The 26,305-nt window shown below is 71.8% G+C and carries 18 protein-coding genes; 9 read left to right on the plus strand and 9 right to left on the minus strand.

Going from position 1 to position 26,305, the window contains the following annotated elements:
• Window positions 1-32: 32 nt before the first annotated feature.
• Together murC and msrB are read left to right on the plus strand one after the other, a co-directional pair.
• Window positions 33-1,421 carry a UDP-N-acetylmuramate--L-alanine ligase gene (gene murC, locus ACFWM2_RS28130; protein WP_383285701.1) on the plus strand — a complete coding sequence of 463 codons (1,389 nt, stop codon included), beginning with the start codon at window positions 33-35 and terminating at the stop codon, window positions 1,419-1,421.
• Window positions 1,422-1,449: 28 nt separating this feature from the next.
• Window positions 1,450-1,857: a peptide-methionine (R)-S-oxide reductase MsrB gene (msrB, locus tag ACFWM2_RS28135; RefSeq protein ID WP_383285704.1), complete on the plus strand. Its 408-nt coding sequence runs from the start codon at window positions 1,450-1,452 to the stop codon at window positions 1,855-1,857.
• A gap of 96 nt (window positions 1,858-1,953) precedes the next feature.
• Here msrB and ACFWM2_RS28140 read toward each other — a convergent pair whose 3' ends face one another.
• Together ACFWM2_RS28140 and ACFWM2_RS28145 are read right to left on the minus strand one after the other, a co-directional pair.
• Complete coding sequence (locus tag ACFWM2_RS28140; protein ID WP_383285708.1) at window positions 1,954-5,289, minus strand: S8 family serine peptidase; 3,336 nt, start codon at window positions 5,287-5,289, stop codon at window positions 1,954-1,956.
• A 515-nt stretch (window positions 5,290-5,804) separates the two neighbouring features.
• Window positions 5,805-6,467 (minus strand): TetR/AcrR family transcriptional regulator, encoded by a 663-nt coding sequence (locus tag ACFWM2_RS28145; protein ID WP_383285711.1) that lies wholly within the window; start codon window positions 6,465-6,467, stop codon window positions 5,805-5,807.
• Window positions 6,468-6,695: 228 nt separating this feature from the next.
• Here ACFWM2_RS28145 and ACFWM2_RS28150 point away from each other — a divergent pair, with 228 nt between their 5' ends.
• The 5 genes from ACFWM2_RS28150 to ACFWM2_RS28170 all read left to right on the plus strand — a co-directional run bounded on the left by ACFWM2_RS28150 (window position 6,696) and on the right by ACFWM2_RS28170 (window position 14,111).
• Window positions 6,696-7,643, plus strand: a complete 948-nt coding sequence (locus ACFWM2_RS28150; RefSeq protein WP_383285716.1) for a fumarylacetoacetate hydrolase family protein — start codon at window positions 6,696-6,698, stop codon at window positions 7,641-7,643.
• Window positions 7,644-7,717: 74 nt separating this feature from the next.
• The gene (locus ACFWM2_RS28155; RefSeq protein ID WP_383285719.1) at window positions 7,718-9,649 is read left to right on the plus strand and encodes an acyl-CoA synthetase; all 1,932 of its coding nucleotides are present in this window, start codon (window positions 7,718-7,720) and stop codon (window positions 9,647-9,649) included.
• A gap of 497 nt (window positions 9,650-10,146) precedes the next feature.
• Entirely contained in the window at window positions 10,147-11,076 is a 930-nt protein-coding gene (locus tag ACFWM2_RS28160; protein WP_383285722.1) for an amidohydrolase family protein, read from the plus strand.
• Between the two features lie 39 nt (window positions 11,077-11,115).
• Window positions 11,116-12,885 (plus strand): FAD-dependent monooxygenase, encoded by a 1,770-nt coding sequence (locus tag ACFWM2_RS28165; protein WP_383285724.1) that lies wholly within the window; start codon window positions 11,116-11,118, stop codon window positions 12,883-12,885.
• A gap of 77 nt (window positions 12,886-12,962) precedes the next feature.
• The gene (locus ACFWM2_RS28170; RefSeq protein WP_383285727.1) at window positions 12,963-14,111 is read left to right on the plus strand and encodes a 2,3-dihydroxybiphenyl 1,2-dioxygenase; all 1,149 of its coding nucleotides are present in this window, start codon (window positions 12,963-12,965) and stop codon (window positions 14,109-14,111) included.
• 87 nt (window positions 14,112-14,198) lie between these two features.
• Here the strand turns inward: ACFWM2_RS28170 and ACFWM2_RS28175 are convergent, their stop codons facing one another.
• From ACFWM2_RS28175 to ACFWM2_RS28205, 7 genes are all read right to left on the minus strand, one after another.
• Entirely contained in the window at window positions 14,199-14,795 is a 597-nt protein-coding gene (locus tag ACFWM2_RS28175; protein ID WP_383285730.1) for an ATP/GTP-binding protein, read from the minus strand.
• Window positions 14,776-15,156 (minus strand): DUF742 domain-containing protein, encoded by a 381-nt coding sequence (locus ACFWM2_RS28180; protein WP_383285733.1) that lies wholly within the window; start codon window positions 15,154-15,156, stop codon window positions 14,776-14,778. Before ACFWM2_RS28180 ends, ACFWM2_RS28175 begins: the two co-directional genes overlap by 20 nt.
• Window positions 15,149-15,580, minus strand: a complete 432-nt coding sequence (locus ACFWM2_RS28185; protein WP_383285736.1) for a roadblock/LC7 domain-containing protein — start codon at window positions 15,578-15,580, stop codon at window positions 15,149-15,151. The genes ACFWM2_RS28180 and ACFWM2_RS28185 overlap by 8 nt, the downstream gene beginning before the upstream one ends.
• Before the next feature lie 19 nt (window positions 15,581-15,599).
• A complete protein-coding gene (locus tag ACFWM2_RS28190; RefSeq protein WP_383285739.1) occupies window positions 15,600-18,380 on the minus strand; it encodes a nitrate- and nitrite sensing domain-containing protein in 2,781 nt (926 codons plus the stop codon).
• A gap of 192 nt (window positions 18,381-18,572) precedes the next feature.
• The gene (locus tag ACFWM2_RS28195; RefSeq protein ID WP_383285742.1) at window positions 18,573-19,760 is read right to left on the minus strand and encodes an NAD(P)/FAD-dependent oxidoreductase; all 1,188 of its coding nucleotides are present in this window, start codon (window positions 19,758-19,760) and stop codon (window positions 18,573-18,575) included.
• Between the two features lie 75 nt (window positions 19,761-19,835).
• Window positions 19,836-21,383, minus strand: coding sequence for an amino acid adenylation domain-containing protein (locus tag ACFWM2_RS28200; protein WP_383285745.1), 1,548 nt, complete (start codon window positions 21,381-21,383; stop codon window positions 19,836-19,838).
• Window positions 21,380-23,347, minus strand: coding sequence for a beta-ketoacyl synthase N-terminal-like domain-containing protein (locus tag ACFWM2_RS28205; protein WP_383285748.1), 1,968 nt, complete (start codon window positions 23,345-23,347; stop codon window positions 21,380-21,382). The genes ACFWM2_RS28200 and ACFWM2_RS28205 overlap by 4 nt, the downstream gene beginning before the upstream one ends.
• A gap of 786 nt (window positions 23,348-24,133) precedes the next feature.
• Here ACFWM2_RS28205 and ACFWM2_RS28210 point away from each other — a divergent pair.
• Window positions 24,134-25,171: a GAF domain-containing protein gene (locus ACFWM2_RS28210; protein WP_383285751.1), complete on the plus strand. Its 1,038-nt coding sequence runs from the start codon at window positions 24,134-24,136 to the stop codon at window positions 25,169-25,171.
• Between the two features lie 255 nt (window positions 25,172-25,426).
• Window positions 25,427-26,227, plus strand: a complete 801-nt coding sequence (locus ACFWM2_RS28215; RefSeq protein WP_383285754.1) for a VOC family protein — start codon at window positions 25,427-25,429, stop codon at window positions 26,225-26,227.
• The last annotated feature ends 78 nt before the right edge of the window (window positions 26,228-26,305 follow it).

A 26,305-nucleotide genomic window follows, 5' to 3' on the forward strand; every position in this document is an offset into this window, starting at 1 on the left:
ATCCGTCGTCGTACCGCTTGGGGAGAACACGCATGGCACCCGGCCTTCCTACCGCCATGGACCGACCGCACTTCATCGGGATCGGCGGAGCCGGGATGTCGGGCATCGCGAAGATCCTCGCCCAGCGCGGGGCCGAGGTGGCCGGCAGCGACGCCAAGGAGTCCGCGACCGCCGGGGCGCTGCGCGCGCTGGGCGCGACGGTGCACATCGGGCACGCGGCCGGCCATCTGGCGTCCGACGCCACCTGCGTCGTGGTCTCCTCGGCGATCCGCCCGGACAACCCGGAGCTGGCCCGCGCCGCGGAGCTGGGCATTCCCGTGGTCCACCGGTCGGACGCCCTTGCCCGGCTGATGGACGGCCTGCGCCCGATCGCGGTCGCGGGCACCCACGGCAAGACGACGACGACCTCCATGCTGGCGGTGTCCCTGTCCACCCTGGGTCTCTCGCCCTCCTACGCCATCGGCGGCGACCTGGACGCCCCCGGCTCCAACGCCCTGCACGGCGATGGCGAGATCTTCGTGGCCGAGGCCGATGAATCGGACCGCAGCTTCCACAAGTACGCGCCCGAGGTGGCGATCGTGCTGAACGTGGAGCTGGACCACCACGCCAACTACGCGTCGATCGACGAGATCTACGAGTCCTTCGAGACGTTCGCGGAGAAGATCGTCCCCGGCGGCACCCTGGTGATCAACGCGGACCACGAGGGCGCCCGCGAGCTCACCCGCCGGCTGCCGGACTCCGTGCGGACGGTGACGTACGGCGATGCGGCCGACGCGGACGTGCGGGTGCTGTCCGTCACCGCCCAGGGGCTGAAGAGCGAGGTCACGGTCGCGTTCGACGGTGTACCGCTCACCTTCACGGTCTCCGTGCCCGGCCGGCACTACGCGCACAACGCGGTGGCGGCGCTGGCGGCGGGTGTCGCGCTCGGCATCCCGGCCGCGGAGCTGGCCCCGGCGCTGGCTTCCTACACCGGTGTGAAGCGCCGCCTCCAGCTCAAGGGCGAGGAGGCGGGCGTCCAGGTCATCGACTCCTACGCGCACCACCCGACCGAGATGACGGCGGACCTGGAGGCGATGCGCGCGGCGGCGGGCGACTCCCGCATCCTGGTCGTCTTCCAGCCCCACCTCTTCTCCCGCACCCAGGAGCTGGGCAAGGAGATGGGCGCGGCCCTGACCCTGGCGGACGCCTCCCTGGTCCTGGACATCTACCCGGCCCGCGAGGACCCGATCCCGGGCATCACGAGCGCGCTCATCATCGAGGCGGCACGGGCGGCCGGCGCGGACGTGACGCCGGTCCACGACAAGGCGGAGGTCGCTTCGGTCGTCGCGGGAATGGCGAAGCCCGGTGATCTCGTTCTCACCATGGGCGCGGGTGACGTCACGGACCTCGGCCCCGAGATCCTGACCTGCCTGTCGAGGTAGCCACCGAGTTTGTGAGGGGTTGAGCTTCATGTCGTACGACATCGAAAAGCCGGACGAGCAGTGGCGCGCGGAGCTGACCCCGGCCGAGTACACGGTGCTCCGCACGGGCGGCACGGAACCGGCGTTCACCGGTGAGTACACCGACGCCAAGACGAAGGGCGTCTACTCCTGTCGCGCCTGTGGCGCCGAACTCTTCACCTCGACGGAGAAGTTCGAGTCGCACTGCGGCTGGCCGTCCTTCTTCGACCCGAAGGACACCGACGCCGTCGAGCTGATCGCCGACCGGTCGCACGGGATGGTGCGGACCGAGGTGCGGTGCGCCCGGTGCGGTTCGCATCTCGGTCATGTGTTCGAAGGTGAGGGGTACCCCACCCCGACGGATCAGCGGTACTGCATCAACTCCATCTCGTTGCGGCTGACGCCCGACGAAGACTGATCGTCACGGGGAGCGGAAAGCCGCTCCCGCCCGGTGCGAGCGAGTCGCGGTGCGACTCGTGGACCTGAGCGGGAGCGGCTTTTCCGTGGGCGCGGGCTACTTCGCGACGTAGGCGCGCAGGATCGTCTGGTCGAGCGTGTCGCCGTTCGTGTCGACGGCCTTGGCGCGCAGGGAGACCGCGGTGCCCGCCGCGGGCGTCTGCACGCTCACCTTGCCGCCGATGACGGGCAGCCAGGTCCAGTGCGCGCCCTCGTCGGTCGAGGCGTACACGAGCAGCGCGGCGAGACCATGGCCGGCGGCCGTGCCCTGCACCGTGACCGGGACCTTCAGCGTGCTGCCCGCCGCGGCCGTGCTGTCCCCGGCCAGCGGCGGGGCGAAGCGGACGACGGACGTGGGCAGCGCGCTGCGCTCGTCGACGTGCCCGGAACGGAACGTCCAGGTCGCGGTGACCTTGCTGGAGACCGGCGTGCCGGCGGCCCGGGTGGCCGTGGCGGTCAGCCGGTAGGAGGCCTTGCCGGCCGGGACCGTGAAGGACGCCGACCCGGTCAGCGGGTCGTCGTCCGTGCCCACCTCCTTGCCGTTCCTGGTCAGGGAGGTCCCCGCCGAGGCGTAGGTCAGCGGCACCGAGTTGCCGTCGCTGTCCGCGAACAGCGGGACCGTGCCGGTGATCTCGTCGCCGGTGCGGGACAGACCCTGTCCCGTGCCGAGGTTCGGCCCGAACACGCCGATGGCGAAGGCGCGTTGATAACTCCTGCCCGCCTCGTACGCCGTGTACGGGGACAGGTACTGGGCCTCGAAGAGGTTGGTCGCGATGTCGTACCGCCGGAAGTCCAGCTGCCATTTGGTGGCGTTGTCGCTGTTCACGTACACCGTGGGCTCGTACGGCAGGTTGCGGCTGACGATGTACTCGGCGCCGGTCGGTCCATTGCCGGTGTCGGCCTGGAGCAACAGGTAGGCGCGCTTGTTCGGGGCGGGCGAGCCGAGCCGGGTGGAGATCTTCGCCAGTTCCTCGGACTTCGGGCTGCGGACGAAGCCGTCGGTGTACCGGGTACCCGCGGCCTGGTACGCCAGGTGGTACTCGGATGCGATCGCGTCGTCCAGGAAGGTGGCCTGGATGCGCTGCTGGAGCTCACCGGGGGCCGCCTCGGGCCCGAGGTGCGCGGTGCCGAACGTGAACGTCTTGAAGCTGCCGAGCAGCCACGCGGCACTGGTCCAGTACTCGGGCGTCTTGATCTCCGCGCCCACATAACCCGAGAGAGCTGTCGCCTTCGGATCGGGCGGGGTGATGTCGACGGGTTTCGCGGTGCGCTCGTCGACGGTCACCTTCGTGTCGTGGTCGAGCTGCAGGTTGGACTCGTTGATCACGTCCGCGCCGGTCCAGGTGGAGCCGGTGAGGACGTAGAAGGAGGTGCTGACGAAGTAGCGCCCCTTGGGCAGCCGGACGGTGTCGGTGCCGGTCCCGTTGCCCAGATCGGACCAGCGGCCCTTGCCGAGCCCGCCGACGCCCACGAAGTGGGTCTTGTACTGGGTGGCCGGCTTGCCGTCCTTGCCGATGTGCTCGAAGGTCAGGTCGTACGACTCGATCTCGCGCTCCACGACGGCCGCCGTGCGCACGGTCTGACCGCCGCCGCTCGCCGTGACGTACGCGCTGTAGGTGCCGTCGAGCGAGCCCGCGCGGGTGTCCGCGCCGACGGTGGTGGAAGCCTCACCGCCGGCGGGCACGGTCAGCCGCGACTGCTCCAGGGTGAAGACGCCCGCGGGCGCGCTCTTGCCGTCGGGGCCGGTGGCCGACAAGGACAGGTCGAGGGTGACGGGCTCGGTGCCCACGTTGCGGTAGGTGACGTCCTTGGTCAGCAGTTCGTCGTCGGTGTGCGGAAATTCCTGGCGGCCGAACGAGAGCGAGGCCGGCTGGGCGGTGACGGTCTGGTCGATGGCCCGGGCCACGTCGATACGGCCGGAGCCCTGCTGGAACGGTGTGTAGCCGCCGGAGACCGCCGAGCCCGTGAGGGTGGACTTGATCTGCTCGCCGGTCCAGTCGGGGTGTTCCCCGGCGAGGATCGCGGCGGCACCCGTGACGTGCGGCGTCGCCATGGACGTACCCGAGATGGCCACATAGCCGTCCGCGACCGGTGTGCCGGTCTTCGCGACGGTACTGTCGGCCGCCGCGGCGGCACCGATGTTCACGCCGGGCGCGGTCACGTCGGGCTTGATCGCGCCGTCACCGGCGCGCGGGCCACGGCTGGAGAAGGAGGCGAGCTGGTCGCTCTTGTCGACGGCGCCCACGGTCAGGGCGGCGTCGGCGCTGCCGGGCGAGCCGATCGTGCCGCCGCCGGAGCCGACACCGGAGTTGCCGGCGGCGACGACGAACAGCGTGCGGGTCTCGGCCGAGAGCCGGTTGACCGCCTCCTCCAGCGGGTCCACTCCCGGCGAGTCGGTGGAGCCCAGGCTCAGGTTGACAACGTTGGCACCCTGCGCGACGGCCCACTCCATACCGGCGATGATCCCGGAAGTGGCCCCCGATCCCAGGTCGTTGAGCACCTTGCCGTCGAGGATCTTCGCGCCCGGCGCGACGCCGGTGTACTTGCCGTTCGACTTGGCTCCCGTGCCGGCGGCCGTGGACGCGACGTGTGTGCCGTGCCCCTGCCGGTCCCTGGAGTCCGGGGAGGTGGAGAAGTTCTTCTCGGCGATCTCCTGGCCCGCCAGGTCCGGGTGGGTCTGGTCCACTCCGGTGTCGAGAATGGCGATCTTCGTGCCACTGCCGTCGAAACCGGCCGCCCAGGCCGTCGGCGCGCCGATCTGCGGCACGCTCTTGTCCAGGTCGGCCTGGCGGATGTCGTCCAGCCAGACGCTGTCGATGCCGGACGCGGCCGTACGGAACGGGGCGTTGCTCTTCGGCTCGCCGGTCAGCGCGTCCCATGCGGCGCCGATGTCGGCACGCGGGGTGGTCACGGCGTCGGCGTCGAGCGAGGAGAAGGAGTGCCGCAGCTCGGTGTCCCCGGCGCTGCGCAGCTCACTCCTGGCGGCCGGGCGCGCACCCTTGTAGGTGACGATCAGCTGGATGCCGTCCCGCTGCTGCGCCAGGTACTCCGGCCTGCTGAGCGTGGTGAGGTCGAACAGGCGCCGGTCGACGCGCCCGGTGCGGACCAGCTCCTCCGCGTCGACGGGCACGGCGTAGGTGTGGCCTTCCACGCGCTCGACCTGGAGGGGTATGTCCTTCCGGCCCGCGGGCCGTTCCACCGTGACGGGTTCGCCCTTGTCGTCGACCGCGATCCGGTCGCCGGTGATCAGGGTGATCCAGTGCCGCGCGCCGGTGGTGTCCGTGGCGGTTCCCGAAGGCGTTCCCCCGGAATTCCCCGCGACGGCCGGTGCCACCGCGGTCATTCCCGCGGTGAGCGCCACGGCCACCGCGGCGGCCACCGAAGAGGCCCGCATTCTTCTCAGTCGGATGCTCAACTGCCTGTGCAATTCATGCCCCTGATGACGGCGAAGTGGAAGGAAACCTTCCTGGGTCCTTGATTCGCCAAGTATGGGCAGGGCGACGGCATTCACTCAACAGCGCTCGGGGCGAGGACAGTTGAGGAGGAAAGCGGTGAACTCGCCTTGCTGTGAACGGTAATTGGACAGGGGCGGGCTGCGGCCGTGTACCGCGAAAGTCGCTGCTATCGGCGTATTTCCGGCCGTACCGCAGCGGTGTTGGCGTCCCCGGGAAGCAATTCAGGCCGTCGGCGCCGGCATGTTTCCATTGCGTGTCTTCTTCGAGAAGCATTGCGGCGAGCCGCATTGGGGTCGGCGCATTCCCGCCCGGCACGGGCCGTCGGCGCCCATCCGGGGTTGCTCTCGCTCCTTTGTGGCGACGGCATCGCCGGACGGTCATTTGGGTGACCGGAAATACCGCGGGGAATGCGATCTCGCGGGATGGGCTGCGCCCAATTTCCGGGGCGGTCCGCTCAGGCCGGCGGCAGTGGCGGGAGTGGCCGGCGCGCGACCTCCCGTGCCTCCTCCGGGGGCAGGCCGAGCATGCGCAGGACCAGGGCGGCCAGCTGCTCGCCCGCCGCCGGGCCGACGACCTCGGGGCGCAGCGTCTCCAGTTGCAGCAGGCCGAGCAGCGAACCGCCGATCGCGGACAGGGCGATGAGCGGGTCCTCCACCTGGAAGCGGCCGCGTGCGATGCCCGTCTCGATGTCGCGCAGGGCGCGCGGGGCCAGGCCGGTCTCCGCGTGCAGCTGGGCGAGGCCGCTGCCGCGCAGGATCTGGGCGAGCTCCGGGTGCGTCTCGACCATCCGGATCGTCATCCGCACACTGGCGGCGAAGACCTCGGCGGGGTCGTCGAGGGTCCCCGCCACCTTGTCGAGCAGCTGCCCGTACTCCTCCAGGGCGTTCGAGACCGCCGCGTCGAAGAGCGCGGCCTTGGTCTCGAAGTGGTTGTAGAAGGAGCCGAACCCGACGTCCGCGCGCTCCGCGATCTGCTGGATGCTCGCGTCTCCCGGTGCCCCCTGCTCCGCCAGGATCGCGCGCGCGGCCCCGATGAGCGCACTCCGGGTGAGGGCGCGCCGGCGCTCGAAGCGGTTGCCCTGGGCGGTGTCCCGGACTCCGGATTGCTGTTCAGCCATGGGTGCAGGATAGGCCGCCCCCGGCAGTCTTGATGATTTCGTCAGTAGTGATTGACACCGTTGACATACTTCTCATCAAGAGTGATGCTTTCATCAGTTACGACGGAGTGGGGCCCGAGCGGTGAGCCGCCCCCGGCTGTCCCCTCCTGTTCCTGCCTGTTCCTGCCGTCCCGCACTGAGGACCGGTCCCGGCAGGTCACCGCCGCTCCGGCTCCGAGGAGGATTCCGATGAGTACCGCCGTCGTACGCACCGCCGAGGGCTGGTGGGTGGAGGACGCAGGGCGCCTGCACCGCATCGACACCACGGCCGCCACCACCGCCGGCCTGCTGGCCGACCGGGCGGCCGTCGCCGAAGCCGCCGGCCGGGCCGCCGCCGGCGACCCGGGCCGTCCGCTCGACGAGGGCGAGCTGCTCCCGCCGGTGACCACTCCCTGCCGGGTGGTCGCCCAGATGGTCAACTACCGCTCGCACGCGAAGGATTCGGGGTTCGACCCCGACCGCGTCCCGCCCGCCTTCTTCCGCAAGGCGTCCGGCTCGGTCAGCGGTCCGTACGACGACATCGTGCGGCCCTCGCACGTCCGGTTCCTGGACTACGAGGCCGAGATCGGGCTCGTCTTCGGCGCCCGGCTGCCGGTCGGCGCCGAGGTCGGCGAGCGCGACCTGGCGCGGTACGTCGCCGGACTGGTCGTCGCCCAGGACATCAGCGCGCGCGACGTCCAGCTGACCAGGACGCAGTTCTACGAGTCCAAGTCCTATCCGACCTTCACCCCGCTCGGCCCCCGCCTCCTGCTCGTGGACGCGGACGAACTCGCCGGTTTCGACAGGCTGCGGCTGACCTGCCGGGTCAACGACGTCGTACGGCAGGACCGCACCGCCGTGGACATGATCACGTACCCGGCGAAGGCGCTGAGTCTGCTCGCCCGCTTCCAGACGATGGAGCCGGGTGACGTCCTGCTCACCGGCACTCCGGGCGGTACCGCGCTGAAGGCTCCGCACAAGGCGCTGGCCGTGCTCGGGGCCCTGCTGCCGCCCGAGCGCCGGTGGAAGGCGTTCTTCGCCCGGCAGGCGCACAACCCCCATTACCTCCAGGACGGCGACCTGGTCACCACCCGGATCGCCACCGACGACGGGCGGCTGGACCTGGGCGTCCAGCGCGCCACTGTCCGGTTCAAGTAGCCACGTTCCGGTTCAAGTAGCCACCGTCCGGTTCAGGCAGCACCCCTTCGGTTCAAGCAGCAGGAGACACCGCCGTGACCGCGATCAATGACGATCCGCTCTGGCCGGCCTACGACCGGCCCACCGACCTCGAAGCCGTCGAAGCGGTGCCGCTCGCCGCACGCGGGCTACCGGGTTCGACGTACGACGTGCTCCGCCGTGCGGCCGACCGGTGGCCGGCGCGCCCCGCCCTCACCACGCTGCCCGGCGCCGAGCACTGGCTGCGCGCCACCACCGTCACCTTCGCCGGCCTGCGCGACCAGGTGCACCGCATCGCCAACCTGCTGTACGCCCATGGCGTGCGCCGAGGTACCTCCGTCGGGTTGTTCAGCCCCAACACGGAGTGGCTGCCCGCGGCCCTCCTGGCCGCTCAGACCGCCGGGACCGCCGCCCCGGTGAACCCGGCGCTGACCGCCGAGCACGTGGAGCGGCTGCTCGCGCTCGGCGGAGCGCGGGTGCTGATCGCAGCGGGTCCCGAACTGGACGAGACCGCCTGGCGCACGGCTCGTGCGGTGGCCGCGTCGCTCGGCCTGACGGCCCTGTTCGCGCTGCGGCCGACCGCCGCCGCCGGCCCGGGCCCCCGCCTGGAGCCCCTGCACGGGGTCCACGTGGCATATCTGGAGCAAGCCGCCGCAGAGCACCCGGCCGACCGGCTCGTCGGCGCCACCGCTCCCGGCCCCGCCGACCTGGCCGCCTACTTCCACACCGGCGGCACCACCGGCGCCCCGAAACTCGCGGCGCACACCCACGCCAACGAAGTCGCGGACGCCTGGATGGTCGCCGCCAACTCGCTGCTCGACGACGACTCGACGATCTTCGGCGCCCTGCCGCTGTTCCACGTCAACGCGCTGGTGGTCACCCTGCTCGGCCCCATGCTGCGCGGCCAGCACGTGGTCTGGGCCGGCCCCCTCGGCTATCGCGAACCGGCTCTGTACGGTGTCATCTGGAAGCTCTTCGAGCACTTCCGGATCGCGACCCTGTCCGCCGTGCCCACGGTGTACGCGGTGCTGGCCCAAGTCCCGGTCGAGGACGCGGACTTGTCGGCGCTGCGGTTCGCCGTCGTCGGGGCGTCGGCGCTGCCTCTCGCCGTACGGGAGGCGTTCGAGGACCACACCGGCGTGCCGCTGTGCGAGGGCTACGGTCTGACCGAGGCCACCTGTGCCAGCGCGCGCGGCTTCCTCGGCGAGGACCGGCGTCCCGGCTCGGTCGGGCAGCGGCTGCCGTACCAGCGGCTGCGCACCGTGCGGGTCGATGCCGACGGGACCTGGCACGACCTGCCGGCCGGTGCGGCAGGCACTCTGCTGATCAGCGGACCGGCCGTCTTCGCCGGTTACGTCACCGGGCAGGGGCCCGACGGGCCGGTCCTGGACAGCCTCGGCACCGTGCGCGACGGATGGCTCGACACCGGGGACCTGGCCCGGATCGATCCCGACGGATTCGTCCATCTCCTGGGCCGCGCAAAGGACTTGATCATCCGGGGCGGCCACAACATCGATCCCGCGGTCGTCGAGGACGTCCTGCTGTCCCACCCGGCGGTCACCGGGGCGAGCGCCGTGGGCCGGCCCGATCCCTACGCGGGCGAGGTCCCCGTCGCGTACGTGACGCTCGCCGCGGGTGCCCCGACGGTCACGCCGGACGAGCTCCAGGCGTTCGCCGCCGCGCGGGTGCCGGAGCGGGCCGCCGCGCCCAAGGAGGTCATCGTCCTCGACGGCGGCCTGCCGGTGACCGACGTCGGCAAACCGACCAAGGTCCCGCTGCGCCTCGACGCCACCCGCCGCGCCGTGGTGGCCGAACTCCTGGCGGCGGGGGCGGAGGCGGCCGCGGACTCCGTCGCCTGCGAACTCTCCGAGGGCCGGCCCCTGGTGACCCTGCCCGACGTCGCCGGTCAGGAGCTGCGGCTGCGGGTCGCTGCCGCGCTCGACCGGTACGGGCTGCGTTGGCAGTTCGACGGGGCGGCTGTCGCCTGAGAGTCGGGGCGGGCGCTTTCGGAAGGCTCGGCACGGGACTGGCGTTGCGCCCAGTCCGCAGCGGCTCCGTGGGCAGGGCCGCACCTCCCGCTCCTGCCAGTTGCCGTCCAGCTGAGGTCCGTTCACTCCGGCCAGCCAGCCGGTTGCAGTGTGGGCAACCGTCCGACCCGCCGGTTGGTGTGCCGGCGCCCTCTCCGACCCGCCGGTCCCCGTGCCGGCGCCCGCTCAGCCCGCCGGTTTCGTGCCGCTGCCCCCGCCGCCCGGCTGGTCCCCGTGCCGGCCCCCGTCCGACCCGCCGGTCTCCGTGGCGGCACTCGCTCAGCCCGCCGGTTTCGTGCCGGCGCCCGCTCCGCCCGGCCGCTCCCCGCGCCGGCGCCCGCTCCGCCCGGCCGCTCCCCGTGCCGGCGCCCGCTCCGCCCGGCCGCTCCCCGTGCCGGCACCCGCTCCGCCCGGCCGCTCCCCGTGCCGGCGCCCGTCCGATCCGAGGAAGTACCGCGATGAGCCGCATCGACGTACATCACCATCTGCTCCCGCCCGTCTACACGGCCTGGCTGCGCGGCCGGGGGATCGACCGACCCGGCGGCCGGGAGCTGCCTGAGTGGAGTCCCGGGCGGTCCCTGGAGCTGATGGACGCGCACCGGATCCGGGCCGCGGTCCTGTCGCTGTCCACGCCAGGGGCCCACCTCGGTGACGACAAGGAAGGCCGGGCCATGGCCCGGCAGGTCAACGACCACGCCGCCGCCTGCGTCGCCGGGCACCCGGACCGCTTCGGGTTCTTCGCCGCCCTGCCGCTGCCCGACGTCGACGGCGCCCTCTCCGAGGCCGCGCACGCGCTGGACGAACTGGGCGCCGACGGCGTCTCGTTGCTGGCCAACACCAGCGGTACGTATCTCGGCGACCCGGCACACGAGCCGCTGTTCGCGTTCCTCGACGAGCGGTCCGCCGTGGTGCACATCCACCCCTCGGACCTGCCGGGGCCCCCGGCGCCCGGACTGCCGCCGTTCGCCGCCGACTTCCTGCTCGACACCACGCGCGCCGCGATGAACCTCGTCCTGCACGACATCCCGCGCCGCTTCCCGAATCTCCGGCTCATCCTCTCCCACGGCGGCGGGTTCCTGCCGTACGCCGCCCACCGCATCGCGGCCGCGCTGTTCGCCGAAACGGGGCGCGAGCCGGGGGAGTTGCTGGAAAGCCTCGCCTCCTTCCACTTCGACACCGCGCTGTCCTCCAGCCCCACCGCCCTGCCCAGCCTGCTCGCCTTCGCCCGCCCCGGACACGTCCTGTACGGCAGCGACTGGCCCTTCGCGCCCGACCTCGCCGTCGGCTACTTCACCGGCCTGCTCGACACCGACGAGCAGCTCGCACCGGCGGACCACCGGGCGATCGACTCGGACAGCGCCCTCGCCCTCTTCCCCCGTCTCGCCTGACGCGTGCGGCACATCCGCACGGACCCTCGAGGAGTACTCATGGACGACATCGACCTCCCCGTTCTGATCGTCGGCGGGGGCGGCGCCGGACTCACCGCGTCGATGCTGCTGAGCCGGCTGGAGGTGGACAGCCTGCTGGTGAGCGCCTGGCCGGGGACCTCGGTCCTCCCGAAGGCGCATCTGCTCAACCAGCGCACCATGGAGATCTTCCGTGACCTGGGCCTCGACGAGCAGGTCTACGCGGCAGGCACGCCCCAGGCGCAGATGACGCACTCGGGCTGGTACGCCGGGTTCGCCGGTGACGACCGGGACGCGGGCCGCCGTATCGCGACGATCGAGCAGTGGGGCGCGGCGGGCTCGACGCCGGAGTGGACCGCGGCCAGCCCGCAGCGCCCCACCAACCTCCCGCAGCTCCGCCTCGAACCCCATCTGCGGCGCCGGGCCGAGGAGTTGGCGCAGCCGGGACGCGTCCGTTTCCACCACGAGCTGACCGGCGTCACCCAGGACGCCGACGGGGTCACCGCCACCGTCCTGGACAAGGACGGCGGGGAGACCTACCGGGTGCGCTCCCGCTATCTGCTCGCCTGCGACGGCGGCCGCACCGTCGGCCCGGCGCTCGGCATCGAGGCCGAGGGCATGCGGAACGTCGCCCGGATGGTCACCTTCCACCTCACCGCCGACCTGTCGCGGTGGGCCAGGGACCCGCACGTCCTCATCCGCTGGATGTATCTGCCCGAGACCGGCACGGCCGGCGTTCTGGTCCCGATGGGTCCCGACCACTGGGGACCGGAGTCGGAGGAATGGGTCGTCCACCTCAACTACCCCTACGAGGACGATCGTTCACTGGACGACGAGGCGGTCGTCGGTGACCTGCGCACCGCCCTCGAGATCGGCGACCACCCGCTCGACATCCACCTCATCAGCCGCTGGAACCTGGAAGGCAGCGTCGCCGAGCGCTTCCGGGAGGGCCGGGTCCTCCTGCTCGGCGACGCCGCTCACCGGCACCCGCCCACCGGCGGTCTCGGCCTCAACTCCGCCGTGCAGGACGCCCACAACCTCGCCTGGAAGCTCGCCGCAGTCCTCCAGGGGCACGCGGGCGACCCGCTCCTCGACACCTACGAGCCCGAGCGCAAGCCCGTCACCTCCACCAATGTGCAGCGCTCGCTGGAGAACGCGCTCAACCACCTGGTCACCACCGACCTGCTCGGGGGCAGTCCCGGGGCCGGCGCCGCCGTGAACTGGGAGAACCTGCGCCGCGCCTGGAGCGGCCGGCCGCAGGACGAGGAGCACGCCCGCTCCGTCGTACGGGCCATCGCGTCCCAGTCCATGGAGTTCAACGAGCACAACGTCGAGTACGGGTACACGTACGACTCCGCCGCCGTCCTGCCCGACGGCACCGACGCCCCCGCCAACCCGGATCCCGTCCGCATCTATCAGCCCGCGGCCCGCCCGGGCCATCCCCTCCCGCACGCCTGGCTCGACACCCTGGACGGCACCCGGCTGGCGCTGATGGACCTGGTCGCGCCGGGGCGGATGCTGCTCATCGCGGGGGAGAACGGCGGGGACTGGATCGAGGCCGCCGCCAAGGCCGCGGCGGCGACCGGCATCCCGCTCGACGCGGTGCGCATCGGCCACCTCGACGGCGACTACCGCGACCCGCGCTCGACCTGGACCCGGCTGCGCGGACACGCCGACTCCGGCGCCGTCCTCGTACGCCCCGACCGGTTCGTCGCGTGGCGCGCCTTCGGGGCGGCCCAGGACCCCGTGGCCGAACTGACGACGGCGCTGCACCGCCTGTTCGCCCATTAAGGCCTCTCCGGTGCCGGCGCGGGGTTCGCCCGTCCGCCCGCCTCGGCACCGGGGCACCCTCTGCGAGGAGCACTGCAATGGCGTACGACGACTTGGCACAGCACGTCCGGGACCACGACCCGCACCGCGGACTGCACAGCGAACAGGGCGCCCGGCGCGGCGAGCACTCCGGCCGGGCCCGCAATCCCGTCGTCAAGGTCAGAGACCTGGCGTGGCTGGAGTTCGCGAAACCCGACCTGGACCGGGCGGAGGTCTTCGCGCGCGACTTCGGCTTCCTCGTCGCCCACCGCGAGCCCGACGCCCTTTACCTGCGCGGCAGTTGGAGGGGAACCCACTGCCTGGTCATCCGCCGCGGGCCTGGCTCCCGGTTCCTCGGCCCGGTCTTCCAGGCCGCCGACGCCGCCGACCTGGACCGGCTCGCGGCCCGCACCGGACGGACCGTACGGAAGATCACCGGATACGGGGGCGGCCTCGCCGTCGACCTCACCGATCCCTCCGGACTTCCGGTGCGGGTGGTCCACTCGGTGGACGAGTTCACCGAACTGCCTTGTCAGCAGCGGCTGTTGGTGAACTCCGGTCGCTCCGTGCCGCGCATCAACACCACCCAGCGTGCGCCGCGGGAGCCCGCTCGTGTGCAGCGCCTGGGCCATGTGGTCCTGTCCAGCCCCGTCTTCGGCAGCGCCCTGAACTGGTATCTGGAGCATCTCGGCCTGATCGTCAGCGACTTCCTCTTCCTGGACGGCCGGCGCGGGTGCGGCCCGACCATGGTCTTCATGCGCTGCGACCGTGGCGGTGAACCGGCCGACCACCACACGGTCGCCCTGCACCTGGGCCCCCACCGGGGCTACGTCCACTCCGCCTACCAGGTCGCCGACCTCGACGCACTCGCCGCCGGAGGCGAGTACCTCGCCGAGCGCGGCTACCGGCGCTCGTGGGGCGTGGGCCGCCATGTGCAGGGCAGCCAGATCTTCGACTACTGGCGCGACCCCGACCGCTTCCTGCTGGAGCACTTCACCGACGGCGACCTGTTCGACTGCTCCGTGCCCCCCGGCTGGGCCGCCATGTCCGCCTCCGGCCTGGTCCAGTGGGGCCCGCCCCCCAGCCGCGACTTCCTCGGCACCAACCCCTCACCCGACCTGATCCGCCAGGCCCTGACCGCGCTGCGCGAGGACAACGAACTCGACGGGGCGCGGCTCAGGGGGCTGATGAGGGCGATGTCTCGGTGAGGGGGTGCGGGGGGCCGGCAGCGGACCGCCGTCAACCTTCCGTAGGCCAGGAGGCGGCGGAGCGGTCCACCGTGCCGGCCGGTCCGTTCAGTGTCCGCCCGTCATGGCCGGCCGCGCCGCCGCCTGCGTCCTCGCCGCTTCCAGCACGGCGAGAAGCACCTCCTTGCTGGAGCGGCGTTCGCGGACGTCGCACAGGACGACCGGCGTGGTGGGGTCGAGGGCCAGGGCTGTGCGGACCTGGTCGGCCGTGCAGTCGCGGCGGCCGTCGAAACAGTTGACGCCCACCGCGAAGGGGATGCCGCGCGCCTCGAAGAAGTCGACCGAGGCGAAGGAGGCGTCGAGGCGGCGGGTGTCCGCGAGGACGACCGCGCCCAGCGAGCCGAGGGCCAGGTCGTCCCACATGAACCAGAAGCGGTCCTGGCCGGGCGTGCCGAAGAGATAGAGCACCAGCTCGGGAGCGATCGTGATGCGCCCGAAGTCCATGGCGACCGTCGTCGAGCGCTTCGTCTCCACCCCGGACAGATCGTCGATCCCCAGGCTCGCCTCGGTGAGGCGCTCCTCGGTCTCCAGCGGCGGCACTTCGCTCACCGAGCCCACCATGGTGGTCTTGCCCACGCCGAATCCGCCCGCGATGAGGATCTTCAACGCGGTCGGCATGACCGGCTCAGAGCTGACGGATAGCATCCATCACCCTTTCGATGGTTTCCACACTCGCCTGCTCCTCCTGTCCGGGCGGCGCCTGGACGAGGATCAACGAGGCGTTGAGCAGGTCCCCGCAGAGGATCTTCACGACGCTCACCGGCAGATCGAGACGGCCGGCGATCTCGGCGATCGCCAAGGCCCGGTCCCGGCACAGGGCCAGGATGTGGGCCTCCTCGGGCTCCAGCGGTTCGTGGTCGGTCTCGTCGGGGTCGGGGGAGAGCGCGACGACCAGCGTGATCAGCGAGAAGTTGTGCTGACTGTGGCGGGTTCGTCCGCCGGTGATGGCGTACGGCCGGACATGACGTCCGGCCTGCTCACCGTCGAGCCAGTCCGGCTCAGGCATCCTGAACGGGGGTGCCGGGCGAGCCCTGTACGCGAGGAGCGGCACTGAGGTACTTGCCGACCTGCTTCACGAGCGTGCCCATCTCGAACGCCATCATTCCGACGTCCACCTCCTCGGAGGCGATCGCCGCCAGCCGTGCACCGCTGCCCGCGGCGGTGACGAAGAGAAACGCCTTGTCCATCTGGATGACCGTCTGCTGGACCTCTCCTCCGTTGAAGTGCCGGGCGACGCCCCTGGCGAGGCTGTGCATGCCCGAGCCGACCGCGGACAGGTGCTCGGCGTCGTCCCGGCGGAGGTCCTTCGACTTGCCGATGAGGAGGCCGTCCCCGGACAGCACGATGGCACAGCGGATCTCAGGGATCTGGTCCACGAGTCCGTCCAGGAGCCAGTCCAGCTGGGGGCCGGGTTGTACCTGCTCAGTCATTACTGAATGTTCCTCACAGTTAGTTGGCGCCGGGGCCGCGCGACTGCGCCTGCTGTCCGTCCGTACCGGCCGATTCTTCGGCGTCGGCGATCCGGGCCCGCTTCAGCCCCTGCTGAATGGCGATCATGGCGCGGGCCGACTGGTCGGGGGAGATGGCGCCGCTCTCGCCCCGGTCGTCCTGCTGTTTCGATGTCTGTGCCGCTGCGGCCTCCTTGCGCAGCTGCTGCGCGAGGCTCGCTCCCCGGGTCCGCTGCGGAAGGACCCGGGGGGTCGTCAGTGGGCCCGACGCGTCGTGCGCGTTCCGGTCCGTGACGGGGGCGGGACGCGTGGTGCCGCTTCCCTGGCCCGAGGATCCGCTTCCCGGGCGCGAGCGCCCGGCTGCCGGATCGGGTGATCCGGTCGCGGTGCCGGTGTATCCGGCCCGTGGACCCGGCTGATCGGTCGTGGGACCCGCGTATCCGGCTCGTGCACCCGGCTGATCGGCCGCGGGACCGGTGTATCCGGCTCCCGGCCCCTCGGCGCGCGGGTCCGACGGGGGCCGCCCCGGGTCGGCCGCCGTGTGCGACGCGGGACGCTCCTGGGCGGGCGTCCACCCCGTGGTGGCCGGCGAGTGCGCGGACGACCGCGGCGCCGGATGCCCCGCCGCCGCGGGCAGCAGGCCCGCGCCGCCGTACTCCGGGAATCCGCTGTGGTCCCCGAGTTGGGTGCGCCCGAAGATGTCCGCCCCGGCGTTCGACGCGCTCAGCCCGGCGCCTGCCGAGGCTCCCACCCCCGCACCGACCAGCACACCCGCGACGGTTTCGGAGCTGTCCGCCCCGCTGACCGCCGCCCGACCGCTCGCCGCGGCCGCGGACTTGAGCTGTTCGAGGACCGGCGACTCGTGCTCTTCGAGCAGGGCGGCCGGCAGCAGTACGACGACGAGCGTCCCGCCGTAGACGGACTCGCGCAGCTCCACCCTGATGCCGTGGCGCTCGGCGAGCCGGGCCACCACGAAGTGACCGAGGCGCGGGTCCTCACCGAGGGCCGTCATGTCGAGCTTGGGCGGATGGGCGAGCAGCTGGTTCGCGCGGTCGCGATGGTCCTCGGGCATGCCGAGACCGTGGTCCTCGACATGGACCGCGAGCCCCTTGGCGACCTTCGTCGCGCTGACGAACACCTGCGTGTCCGGCGGGGAGAAGCTGGTGCCGTTCTCGACGAGTTCCGCGATCAGGTGGGTGACGTCCGCGACGGCCCGGCCGCTGAGCGCGAGACGCCGGTCCGCGGGCAGGTTCTTCACCTTGACCCGGGTGTACTGCTCCGTCTCCGCGACGGCGCTGCGCATCACGTCGGTGACCGAGACGGGAGCCGTCATCCGGCGGCTGGGCGGGGAACCGCTGAGGATCACCAGGTTCTCGGCGTGCCGCCGCACACGGGTGGCGAGGTGGTCGACCTTGAAGATGTCCTTCAGCAGGTCCGAGTCCTCGTGCTTGCGCTCCAGGTCGTCCAGGAGCGAGATGAGGCGGTGGACCAGGACCTGCGTACGGCGGATGAGCTGGGCGAAGACCTTCTCGGTGCCCTCGCGGCCGAGCGACTGCCGTACGGCGGTGTCGGCGGCGACCCGGGCCAGGTGGTCGATGGCCGAGCCGAGCCTCTCCACCTCGTCGGTGGCGTGGTGGCGGTGCGGTGCGAGCGCCTCGGGGTCGATCCGCTCGCCGCGGCCTATTCGGTCCAGCAGCTGCGGCAGCCAGGCGCCGGCCAGATCCTCGGTCTTGCGCTGCAGGTCGTTGAGACGGCCGGCCGTGGACCGCCGGCCGCGCCGGGCCAGCACCGCGCCGGCCGCCAGGGCGGCCGCTGTCGCGGCCGTGCCCAGGAGCAGCTCCAGCAGCAGTTCGCCGGCCCGGTCGTCGGCGGTGCCGGCCAGAGTGCCCAGGGCGTCCGAGCCCAGCCCCTGGAGGTCGCCCACGACGGTGCCGGCGGCGTCCGGCCAGGCCGAGGCCTGCTTGGGCACGGAGGTGTCCCGGGCCGCCGCCACCGCGTCCTCGATCGACCCCACCGAAGTCCACTGCGCGCTGTCGGTGATCTGTGCGTAGGAGGTGGCTTCGGTGCCGGCGAGGTCACGGGTGTCGAGACCGGCGCGGATCTGCCGCTGGATCGCCAGATACTGGGCGAACTGGGTCCGGGTGGCGGCGCTCATCCGGTGCGACTGCAGGGCGCCGGAGAGCAGGGCGTCCTGGCGCGAGAGCATCTCGGTCAGCTGGATCACGGAGGTGGCGGCGGCGCCGGAGCGCGCGAGGCTCCCGTCGTCGCTGCGCAGGGCCGACGTGAGCAGATCAGTGCTGTCCGTGATGGTGTTGGTGAAGTACTGGAAGGTGTCGTCGGCGCCGAGGGTACGACCGTCGATCGCCTCACGACGGGACGGCAGGGCACGCAGCGCCTCGTGGAGCTTCTCGGCCCGGGGGGTCGAAGTGGCAGGCCTGGCGGAGGAGTTGCCGCGAAGCGTCTTGACCGCGGCGTCCGTCTCCTTGCGGGCGTCGTCCAGCGCGGTGCGGGCGGGGCCGGTGCGGGTGGCCTGCCAGACGGCGGTGAGACGGCGCTCGTCCTGCAGCCGGGACATGACGCCCTGCGCGGGCCGGGCGACAGACGCGGCCCGGTCCGCGTCCTCGTGCAACTGGAGCTGTTCGTCGACCAGTTCGGCGGCCGTGTAGCCCCACAGTCCGGTGAGGAACACCGCGGGGACGACATACGGCAGCAGGAACGAGAACCGGAGAGATCTGCGCGGGGCGGACCGATGACGTGTCCGCCGGTCGCGGGTGCCTGGCATCTGATTCCTCGTACGGCAGCGGAACACTGACAGCGGTAACGGACGGTACGAAATGCCTGACTTCCCCCCGGCGCGGCGCCTTGACTCACCGTGATCAAAAGTCGGCGATCGGTTGAACCGTATCAGGATCATCGCGCACCGTCAGCACCTGACTGCGCAACTGCCGCAGGGGTCACAGGAGTTGACGGGTCCTTACAGGAGAGCCAGGAGTTTCGGGGTGTACAGGGCGCCCGCGGAGCCGATTCCGGCGACCATGTCGAAGTAGATCGAGGTGAGCTCCGGGTCGGTCCCGACGGCGCGCAGCAGGGACAGCCGCTGTTCGTGCGGCGCCAGTTGGGCAACTCCCAGCGTGGCCTCGTAGCCGGGGGTGAGTACGCGGTCCCGTTCCAGGGCGTACTCCCGCAGCGCCTCGTCGAGCCGGGCCGGATCGCCGTCCAGGCCCTGCGCGACCCGTTGTACGAGCATCTCCGCCTGGAGGAAGGCGTCGCTGATTCCGCGGGCGGTGATGGAGTCCTTGTGGTGTCCGGCGTCGCCCACCAGGGCCCAGCCGGGGCCGGTCGCCTGCCGGAAGAAGTTCCGCTGGTCGCCCGTGCCGCGCAGGCGTTCGCTGCGCCGGTCGCCCTGGAGCCGCTCGTACAGGGTCGGGGCGGTCGTGCGGATCTGCTCCAGGTAGGCGTGCCGCGCGTCGACGCGGACCTCCTCGAAGCGGGACTGCGGGAAGTAGGCGAGGACGAGCGTCGCGTCGTCGTGGGTGGCGACGGCCGCCACCCAGCTGCCCGCCCTCTCGTACAGCTCCAGTGTGGCCGGCACGTCCTGCCAGTAGGTGTAGTAGGCGCAGGTCAGCCTGGAGTCCTGGACCGTGTACGGCGCCTCGGCGAGCCGGGCCACCGTGGAGCGCATGCCGTCCGCGCCGATCACCAGGCGGGCGCGTTCGGTGAACGTACGGCCCTCGTGTCGGCCCTCGACGCCGACGACACGTCCGGCGCCGTCCCGCAGCAGGCCGGTCACCAGGCAGTGGTCGCGGAACTCGACGTCCGGCGCGGCCGCGGCCGACTCCACCAGGATGGCGTCCAGGACATGGCGGCGGGGGGCGTACCCGGCGCGTTGTCCCTCCACGCCCCGGGCGCAGCCTTCGAGCCGGATGTCCGCCACCTCGTAGACCGCGTGGTCCAGCGGCGGGCAGCCCGACGCCCGTACGGTCTCCAGCAGGCCCCAGCGGGCGAGCGCGGCCACACCCGGCTGGTGGATCAGGTGGGTGGAGAGGGTGTCGGAGGGGAACGCGCCCCGGTCGAGCAGGAGCACCCGGTATCCCGAGCGGGCGAGCAGCATGGCGGTGGGCGCACCGGCGCAGCGTGATCCGACCACGATGGCGTCGAACATGGGGTGCCTCACAACAGACGTCGGGGAGTGGGGTGTTGGGCCCGCAAGGAGCCGGCGGTGAGCGGGGCCGTCGGCTCAGCGGGAGCGGTCCAGCTCGGTGAGCAGGGCCCGCCGGTCGATCTTTCCGTTGGGGTTGAGCGGCAGCTGGTCGAGTACGGAGATGCGGCGCGGCAGCATGTACGGCGGAAGGCGGTCGCCCAGGGCGGAGTACAGCCGCTCGGAGACGCATCCGGTGCCACTGACCGCCGCCCGCAGCTCGGGCTCGCCGTCGGCCGCCGGCATCGCGAGGACGATCGCGTCACGAACGCCCGCCTGCTCTCTCAACATGGCTTCGATCTCCCCGAGTTCGATGCGGTGACCGCGGATCTTCACCTGCTGGTCGGTCCGGCCGAGGTGGATCAGCCGGCCGTCCCGCAGAGCCACCCGGTCCCCGGTGCGGTACCAGTGCTGGTCGGTCAACTCGCCTCCTCCGTACGTCGCTTGAGTGGCGAGCGGGTCGGGGCGCAGAAAGCGGCCGGCGTTGTTCGCCGCGTCCACATAGCCGGGGAAGCGCTGCGGGCCACGCACGCACAGCTCGCCGCTGTCGGCCTGGCGGCCGTCCTCGTCGAGCAGCAGGAAGTCCAGCGTGGGGTAGCAACTGCCGATGGGAGCCGTGCCGTTGGGGGTGTCCGGCCACTGCGCGGGATCCGGCGGCAGCCGGTACGCCGTGCAGGAGATGGTGAGTTCGGTCGGGCCGTACAGGACCTCCAGCACGCTGCCGGGAGCGGCCGCCTGCCACTCCCGGGCCGCCGCCAGGGTCAGCGGTTCGCCGCCGAACACACTCCACCGCAGTGTGGGCATGCTGCCGGGTGCCAGCGTGCCGAGCCGGGAGGCGAAGGAGATCAGGGACGGCACCGAGAACCAGTGAGTGAGCCGCAGGCTGTTGATGGTCTTCACCGGCGAGAGGAGCTGACTGCGCATCGGCACCACGAGGGTGCCCCCGGCCGCCCAGGTGACGAAGAGGTCGTGCACCGAGCCGTCGAAGGTGAGGTCGAAGGTTCCCGACAGCCGGCTCCCCGGGCCTATCTCGTAGCGGGACGCCACGTGGCCGAGGTAGGCGGAGAGATTGCGGTGCAGGATCGGTACGCCCTTGGGGGCGCCGGTCGAGCCGGACGTGAAGATGATGTACGCGATGTCGTCCGGGGCGGCCTCCGGCTGTGGCAGTTCGGGTGCCGGGCCGTCCGTCGGCTCCACCGACTCCAATGGCTGCCAGGCGAGTTCGGGCAGGCCCAGGCCGTCGCCCGCGCCCGGTGTGTCGGTGAGGATCAGGTCGAGCCCGGCGGCCTCGGCGATCCCGGCCGTGCGGGAGTGCGGGTGCTCCGGGTTGAGGGGGACGACGGTCGCGCCGGCCCGCAGGACGGCGAGATAGCCGGCGTACGCGGTCACGGAGCGGCCTGTCAGGAGGCCGACGCGTCTGGGCGGGGTGCCGGCGCAGGCCGTGGCGAGCCGAGCGGCGAGCCGCTCGGCCAGGTCGCGCAGCTCGCCGTAGGTCAGCCGCTCGTCGCCCACTTCCAGCGCCGCGTGGTCGGTGAACTCGGCGGCGGAGCGGGCGAACCACGCGTACACGCTCTGCGGATCGCTCATCGGGCCGCGCCCTCCAGCGTGCGGGTCCACTGGCGCAGCTCGCCCACCGTGCGCAGCCGGCCGAACTCCTCGGGGTCGATGTCACCGCCCGACCGCTTGTTCAGCTCCACCACGATCCGCAGCTTCGCCAGCGAGTCGATGCCGATCTCGGTGAGGGTGGAACCGTCGTCGAAGTGGGTGCGGGCGTGCTCGCGCAGTACCCAGGCGGCCAGATCACCGCCGCTGTCGCCCTGTTCCTCGCCGGGCCAGTAGCGTCTGGTCTGCCAGGGGTAGCGGGGCAGCGGAACGAAGCGGCCGGGCATCCCGAACACCTCTTCCCAGTCGACCGGTTGGCCCGCGCGGTAGCGGTCGGCGGCTGCGGCGAGCAGGAGCCCGCGTTCCTTCCACTGCCGCTTCAGCTTCGGTGAGCTCGCCCCGCCGAGCGCCGCGGCCAGCTCCTCGTGGGACGCGCCGATGACGGCCCGGCGGTGCGCGTGCTGCTGACGGCGGACCGCCGCGCTGAAGCAGATGTCCCGCAGCGGGTGCGCGGCGCCGGGACCATCGGGGCCGAGATACTCGGCGTACGAGTTCGCCAGGGCGTCCAGAGCGGCCGGGGAGTGGGCGGAGAGCACCAGTAGGTACGGTGTTCCGCTCGGTGCCGGTTCGGGGGCCGCGTCGGTGGGGTCGGCCTGGCGGATCACCACATGTGCGTTCAGGGCGGAGGATCCCTGGCCGGAGACTCCCGCGAGGCTGGGGCGGCCGAGGTCGGGCAGGTCGTGCATTTTCGCCGGGATCGTCAACGGCAGCTCGTCCCAGGCCACTTGGGGGGTCGGAGTGTCGAAGTGGAGGCTGGCCGGGACTTGGCCGTGCTCCAGGCACAGCACCGTCTTGATCAGTCCGGCGAGACCGCCGGCGGCTTCGGCGTGTCCGATGTTGGTCTTGACCGAACCGACGAACAGCGGCCGGTCCGCGGGCCGTCCCTCGCCCAGGACCTGGCCCAGCGCGCGGAGCTCCAGTGGGTCGAGTGCGGGGGAGCCGGCCCCGTGCGCCTCGACGTAGTCCACGTCGGACGGCCGGACCCCGGCGTCCTCGTACGCCCAGCGCAGCACCTCGATCTGGCCCGTCAGGGAGGGGTTGAGCACCGAGTCGCTGGTGCGGCCGTCGTTGCCGACCGCGCTGCCCTGGATCACCGCGCGGACGCGGTCCCCGTCGGCGAGGGCGTCGGCCAGCGGTTTGAGGACGACGACGGCCACCGCGTCACTCGGTGCGTGGCCGTCGGCGCTCGCGTCGCCGAACCTGCTGCGGCCGTCCGCGGCCAGGGTGCCCGCCTGCGTCATCATGACCCCCTCGTCCGGGCGGAGCTTGATGTTCACTCCGGCGGCCAGTGTCAGGCGGCTCTCTCGCGCACGCAGGCTCTGGACCGCACGGTGCACGGCCACCAACGAGGAGGAGCAGGCCGTGTCCACCAGTTCGCAGGGGCCGCGGAAGTCCAGGACGTGGGAGAGGCGAGCGGGTATCAGGGAACGGAAGTTGTTGAACTGGGAGGCGGTCACGGCTTCGAGACCCTGACGGAACGTCAACTCCAGATAGTCCGAGCGGGCGTTGCCGACGAAGACCCCGGTGCGACTGCCGGCCAGGAAGTCGGGGCGTTGCCCGGCGTCCTCCAGTGCGTCCCAGGCCGTCATCAGCAACAGCCTCTGCTGCGGGTCGAGTTCCACTGCCTCGGTGGCCGACATCCCGAAGAACTCGGCGTCGAACTCGGCGACTTGGTCCACATAGCCCGCCCGGCGACTGCCGATGCGGCCCGGTTGCGGCTCGGGGGAGTACAGGGCGTCCACGTCGTAACGTTCAGGTGGGGTCACGCTCGTGGCGTCGACGCCGTCTCTGAGCAGCTCCCACAGCTCATCGGCCCCCGACGCGCCGGGGAGCCGGCAGGCCATGCCGATCACTGCCACCGCCCGTGCGTCCACGTCCGACCTGGTCATGAGAACTCTCCTTCTGATGCTTCCCGATGGCCGTACGTCAACGGCGAGTTGACCTTGTTCCCTGGCGCATGCCCGGTCTCACCCGGGTGTGCCGCACTCCTTGGGGGATGACCCCGGACGCCGGTGGGCCGTCCGTTCTGCCGCAGGCGCACGGAGGGCCTCCGGTCCGGCCGGATGAGGACGGGTTACGAGGTGAGCGGAGCCCTGGACGTCGTCGTACCGGGCTCGTCGTTCAAGCGGGCGGTGTGAGGCGCTGTCCCCGACCGGGTCGGCGGACGATCGCTGGGAAAATGGCACCAGGTCGCCGTGGGCGGCACCGATCGCGCGGTCGTCGATCGTGGCGTGAAATCGTGCACGAAGCGTCGGCCGACAACGGCCTGTCGCCCGCGCCCCTGACGGGATGCCCGCGGCTCGAACCCCACCTGACCCACGCCGCTGTGCCCTCTCTCGCAGCCCCGTACCGGTCCTTACGCACGGGCTTTCGGCCGACGGTCCGTCAATTCGCACGCACCATCGTCGTAAACGAGCCCACCGCACGATTGTCGTATGCGGAATCGTTTCTGCCCGTTCCTGATGGCAGGTTTGGCGGGAAGTGATCGGCCAAGGTTGAAACCTGAGATTATTTGGACAGATTCCCAGGTTGGGTACACGTGAGCACGAACAGGACAGGGTCGTCGCGGGACGCCTTGCGGGCGGCCGTGAGGGGGTGGCGAGTGTGGTGAGTGATGGCGAAATTACCCTGAGGGACGAGCCACGGAGGCTCGGATTCTGATTTCATCTGACTTCATGGATCCCCTGTCATCCGATCAGGCCCGACTCGCGGGCGAACAACGCAGGCTTCGTCTGCAGGTTCTCGGCCTCAACAGCGTTGACGCGGAGGAGACTTTTGACCGCGTCGCCCGCCTTGCCGCCAGCTTCACCCAATCACCTTTGGCCATGGTCAACTTCATCAACGACGAGCGGCAGATGTTCCGCGGCATGTACGTGCCGCCGTCCTCGCCCGACGACCGGTCGAACGCCACGGGGGGTGGCATCGTCTTCGACCTGAGCAGCGTCGCCCGCGAGGCACCCGGCGACTACGGCTTCTGCCCCCACGTGGTGGCCCAGGGGTCCCAACTCGCCCTGGACGACGTCTTCGACTACCCCAGGTTCAAGGGCAACCCGCTGGTCAACGACATGGGCGTGCGCTCCTATCTCGGCACCCCGCTGCGCGACAACACGGGCATGATCCTCGGCACCGTGTGCGTGGCCGACATGGTGCCGCGCTCCTGGGACCGCAAACTCCGCGAGGGCATGCAGGAGTTGAGCGCGACGCTGCTGGCCGACTTCAAGCTGCGCGACAGCCTGCTCGCCCAACAGCAGGAGCTGTTCGCCGTGTTCGACGGTGCCCCCTTCCCCATCATGCTCACCGAGGGGGCGAACCACCTGCTGCGCTACGCCAACGGCAAGCAGGGGGCCGCCTTCGGAATGGCCGCGCAGTTCAGCCCCGGACGCATGGCACTGCCCGGTCTGGAGGCCGTCGGCGTCTTCAACGCGATGGACGACGCCTTCCACTCCGGCCAGGCCGCCACGCTGCCCCGGGCGACGCTCACCACGTACGACTTCCACGCGCCCCAGGACTTCAGCTTCCTGTGCACCCCCGTGCGCACCTCGCCCGGGGCGCCGATCAGCGGAGTCCTGACCGTGGCCATGAACATCACCGGCCAGGCGTACCCGGGAGCCGACCAGCAGCAGTTCGCCGCCAACGTCCAGGAGCGCTTCGAGCGTCTCGGCTCGACCGGGGTCCCCGGAGCGCGGCCGGACAGCGCCGCCTACCCGCGCTGAGCCCGCCGTGTCCCCCGCCCCCGTAACCGTCCAGCCGCAGGTCAGGGCCGTGGGACCGGGGGGTGGGGCCGGGGGGTGGGGACCCGTCTGGGCCGCCTACGGTGCGCGGGGTGGCGGGGCGGGAGATGCTGGGGCCGACGGGAGTGCGGTTCAGGCGCGGGCAGAGGTCGGCCGCCGCCGGGCGGCACCGTGTCCGGGACGGGTCCCGGTGCGGTCGCCGGCCCCGGTGCGCGGTGGGACCGGGACGGTACGGCGATGCAGAGCGACAGAACGCTTCACGGCGAGGTCATCACCAGTGACTCGGTGTTCGGCGCGCCGTGCTGGGTCAGCCTGACCGCGCGCGACCTGCGGGTCGCGGAGGCCTTCTACCGGGCCGTGCTGGGCTGGGAGTGGCGCAGGGGCGGGCTCGGCGACCAGTTCAGAATCGCCCACGCGGACGGCGTGCCCGTCGCCGGTGCCGCCGAGGTGGCCGCCACCTGGCAGATGGCCGTCGCCTGGACGTCGTACTTCGCGGTGTCCGACGCGGACGAGGCCGTCTCCCGCAGCCAGGAGCGCGGCGGGACGACCGCGGTGGGCCCGATCGCCTTCCCGCCCGGCCGGGCCGCCCTGATGGCCGACCGCGACGGAGCGGTCTTCGGCCTCTGGGAGGGCGAGCTGCCGGCCGGCTGGGAGCGCTGGCGCCAGGCGGCGCCGGCCTTCGTGCGGCTGCACACGCGCAACGCCTTCGACGCCGCGATCTTCTACGGCGAGGTCCTGCAGTGGGCGTCTCCCCGTGCCGGGTGCTGCGAGGTCCTCTACGACGGGGACGAAGTCGTGCTGCGCAGCCGGGGCGACGTGGTGGCCCGGATCCACTCCGGTGCGGTGGAGGCGGCGCCCGACCCGACGATCAGGCCGCACTGGCAGGTCCACTTCGCGGTCTCCGACGTGGACGCCTGCGTCCGGGCCGCGCTCGCCCACGGGGGCACTCTCCTCAAACGCGCCCCCGACCAGGCGGAGGCCGTCCTCAGTGACCCCGACGGTGCACGCTTCACCGTGACCTCCCGGTCGGCTCCCTGAGCGCGCGCTGCGAGGCGGGCGCGCACGAATGGTGAGCAACTGACGTCCCGCGTACGTAGTTGATGGCGTGTCACCGAG

Source organism: Streptomyces sp. NPDC058371 (genome assembly GCF_042723265.1).
In the GTDB taxonomy this organism is placed as follows: Bacteria; Actinomycetota; Actinomycetes; order Streptomycetales; family Streptomycetaceae; genus Streptomyces.

Excerpts from the sequence above, each read along its gene's own strand:
- murC (WP_383285701.1), top strand. The coding sequence starts at position 33 with ATGGCACCCGGCCTTCCTACCGCCATGGACCGACCGCACTTCATCGGG.
- ACFWM2_RS28215 (WP_383285754.1), top strand. The coding sequence starts at position 25,427 with ATGCAGAGCGACAGAACGCTTCACGGCGAGGTCATCACCAGTGACTCG.
- ACFWM2_RS28195 (WP_383285742.1), bottom strand. The coding sequence starts at position 19,760 with ATGTTCGACGCCATCGTGGTCGGATCACGCTGCGCCGGTGCGCCCACC.
- ACFWM2_RS28140 (WP_383285708.1), bottom strand. The coding sequence starts at position 5,289 with ATGCGGGCCTCTTCGGTGGCCGCCGCGGTGGCCGTGGCGCTCACCGCG.
- ACFWM2_RS28210 (WP_383285751.1), top strand. The coding sequence starts at position 24,134 with ATGGATCCCCTGTCATCCGATCAGGCCCGACTCGCGGGCGAACAACGC.
- ACFWM2_RS28185 (WP_383285736.1), bottom strand. The coding sequence starts at position 15,580 with ATGACTGAGCAGGTACAACCCGGCCCCCAGCTGGACTGGCTCCTGGAC.
- ACFWM2_RS28190 (WP_383285739.1), bottom strand. The coding sequence starts at position 18,380 with ATGCCAGGCACCCGCGACCGGCGGACACGTCATCGGTCCGCCCCGCGC.
- ACFWM2_RS28205 (WP_383285748.1), bottom strand. The coding sequence starts at position 23,347 with ATGACCAGGTCGGACGTGGACGCACGGGCGGTGGCAGTGATCGGCATG.
- ACFWM2_RS28180 (WP_383285733.1), bottom strand. The coding sequence starts at position 15,156 with ATGCCTGAGCCGGACTGGCTCGACGGTGAGCAGGCCGGACGTCATGTC.
- ACFWM2_RS28165 (WP_383285724.1), top strand. The coding sequence starts at position 11,116 with ATGGACGACATCGACCTCCCCGTTCTGATCGTCGGCGGGGGCGGCGCC.
- ACFWM2_RS28160 (WP_383285722.1), top strand. The coding sequence starts at position 10,147 with ATGAGCCGCATCGACGTACATCACCATCTGCTCCCGCCCGTCTACACG.
- msrB (WP_383285704.1), top strand. The coding sequence starts at position 1,450 with ATGTCGTACGACATCGAAAAGCCGGACGAGCAGTGGCGCGCGGAGCTG.
- ACFWM2_RS28170 (WP_383285727.1), top strand. The coding sequence starts at position 12,963 with ATGGCGTACGACGACTTGGCACAGCACGTCCGGGACCACGACCCGCAC.
- ACFWM2_RS28200 (WP_383285745.1), bottom strand. The coding sequence starts at position 21,383 with ATGAGCGATCCGCAGAGCGTGTACGCGTGGTTCGCCCGCTCCGCCGCC.
- ACFWM2_RS28150 (WP_383285716.1), top strand. The coding sequence starts at position 6,696 with ATGAGTACCGCCGTCGTACGCACCGCCGAGGGCTGGTGGGTGGAGGAC.
- ACFWM2_RS28145 (WP_383285711.1), bottom strand. The coding sequence starts at position 6,467 with ATGGCTGAACAGCAATCCGGAGTCCGGGACACCGCCCAGGGCAACCGC.
- ACFWM2_RS28175 (WP_383285730.1), bottom strand. The coding sequence starts at position 14,795 with ATGCTATCCGTCAGCTCTGAGCCGGTCATGCCGACCGCGTTGAAGATC.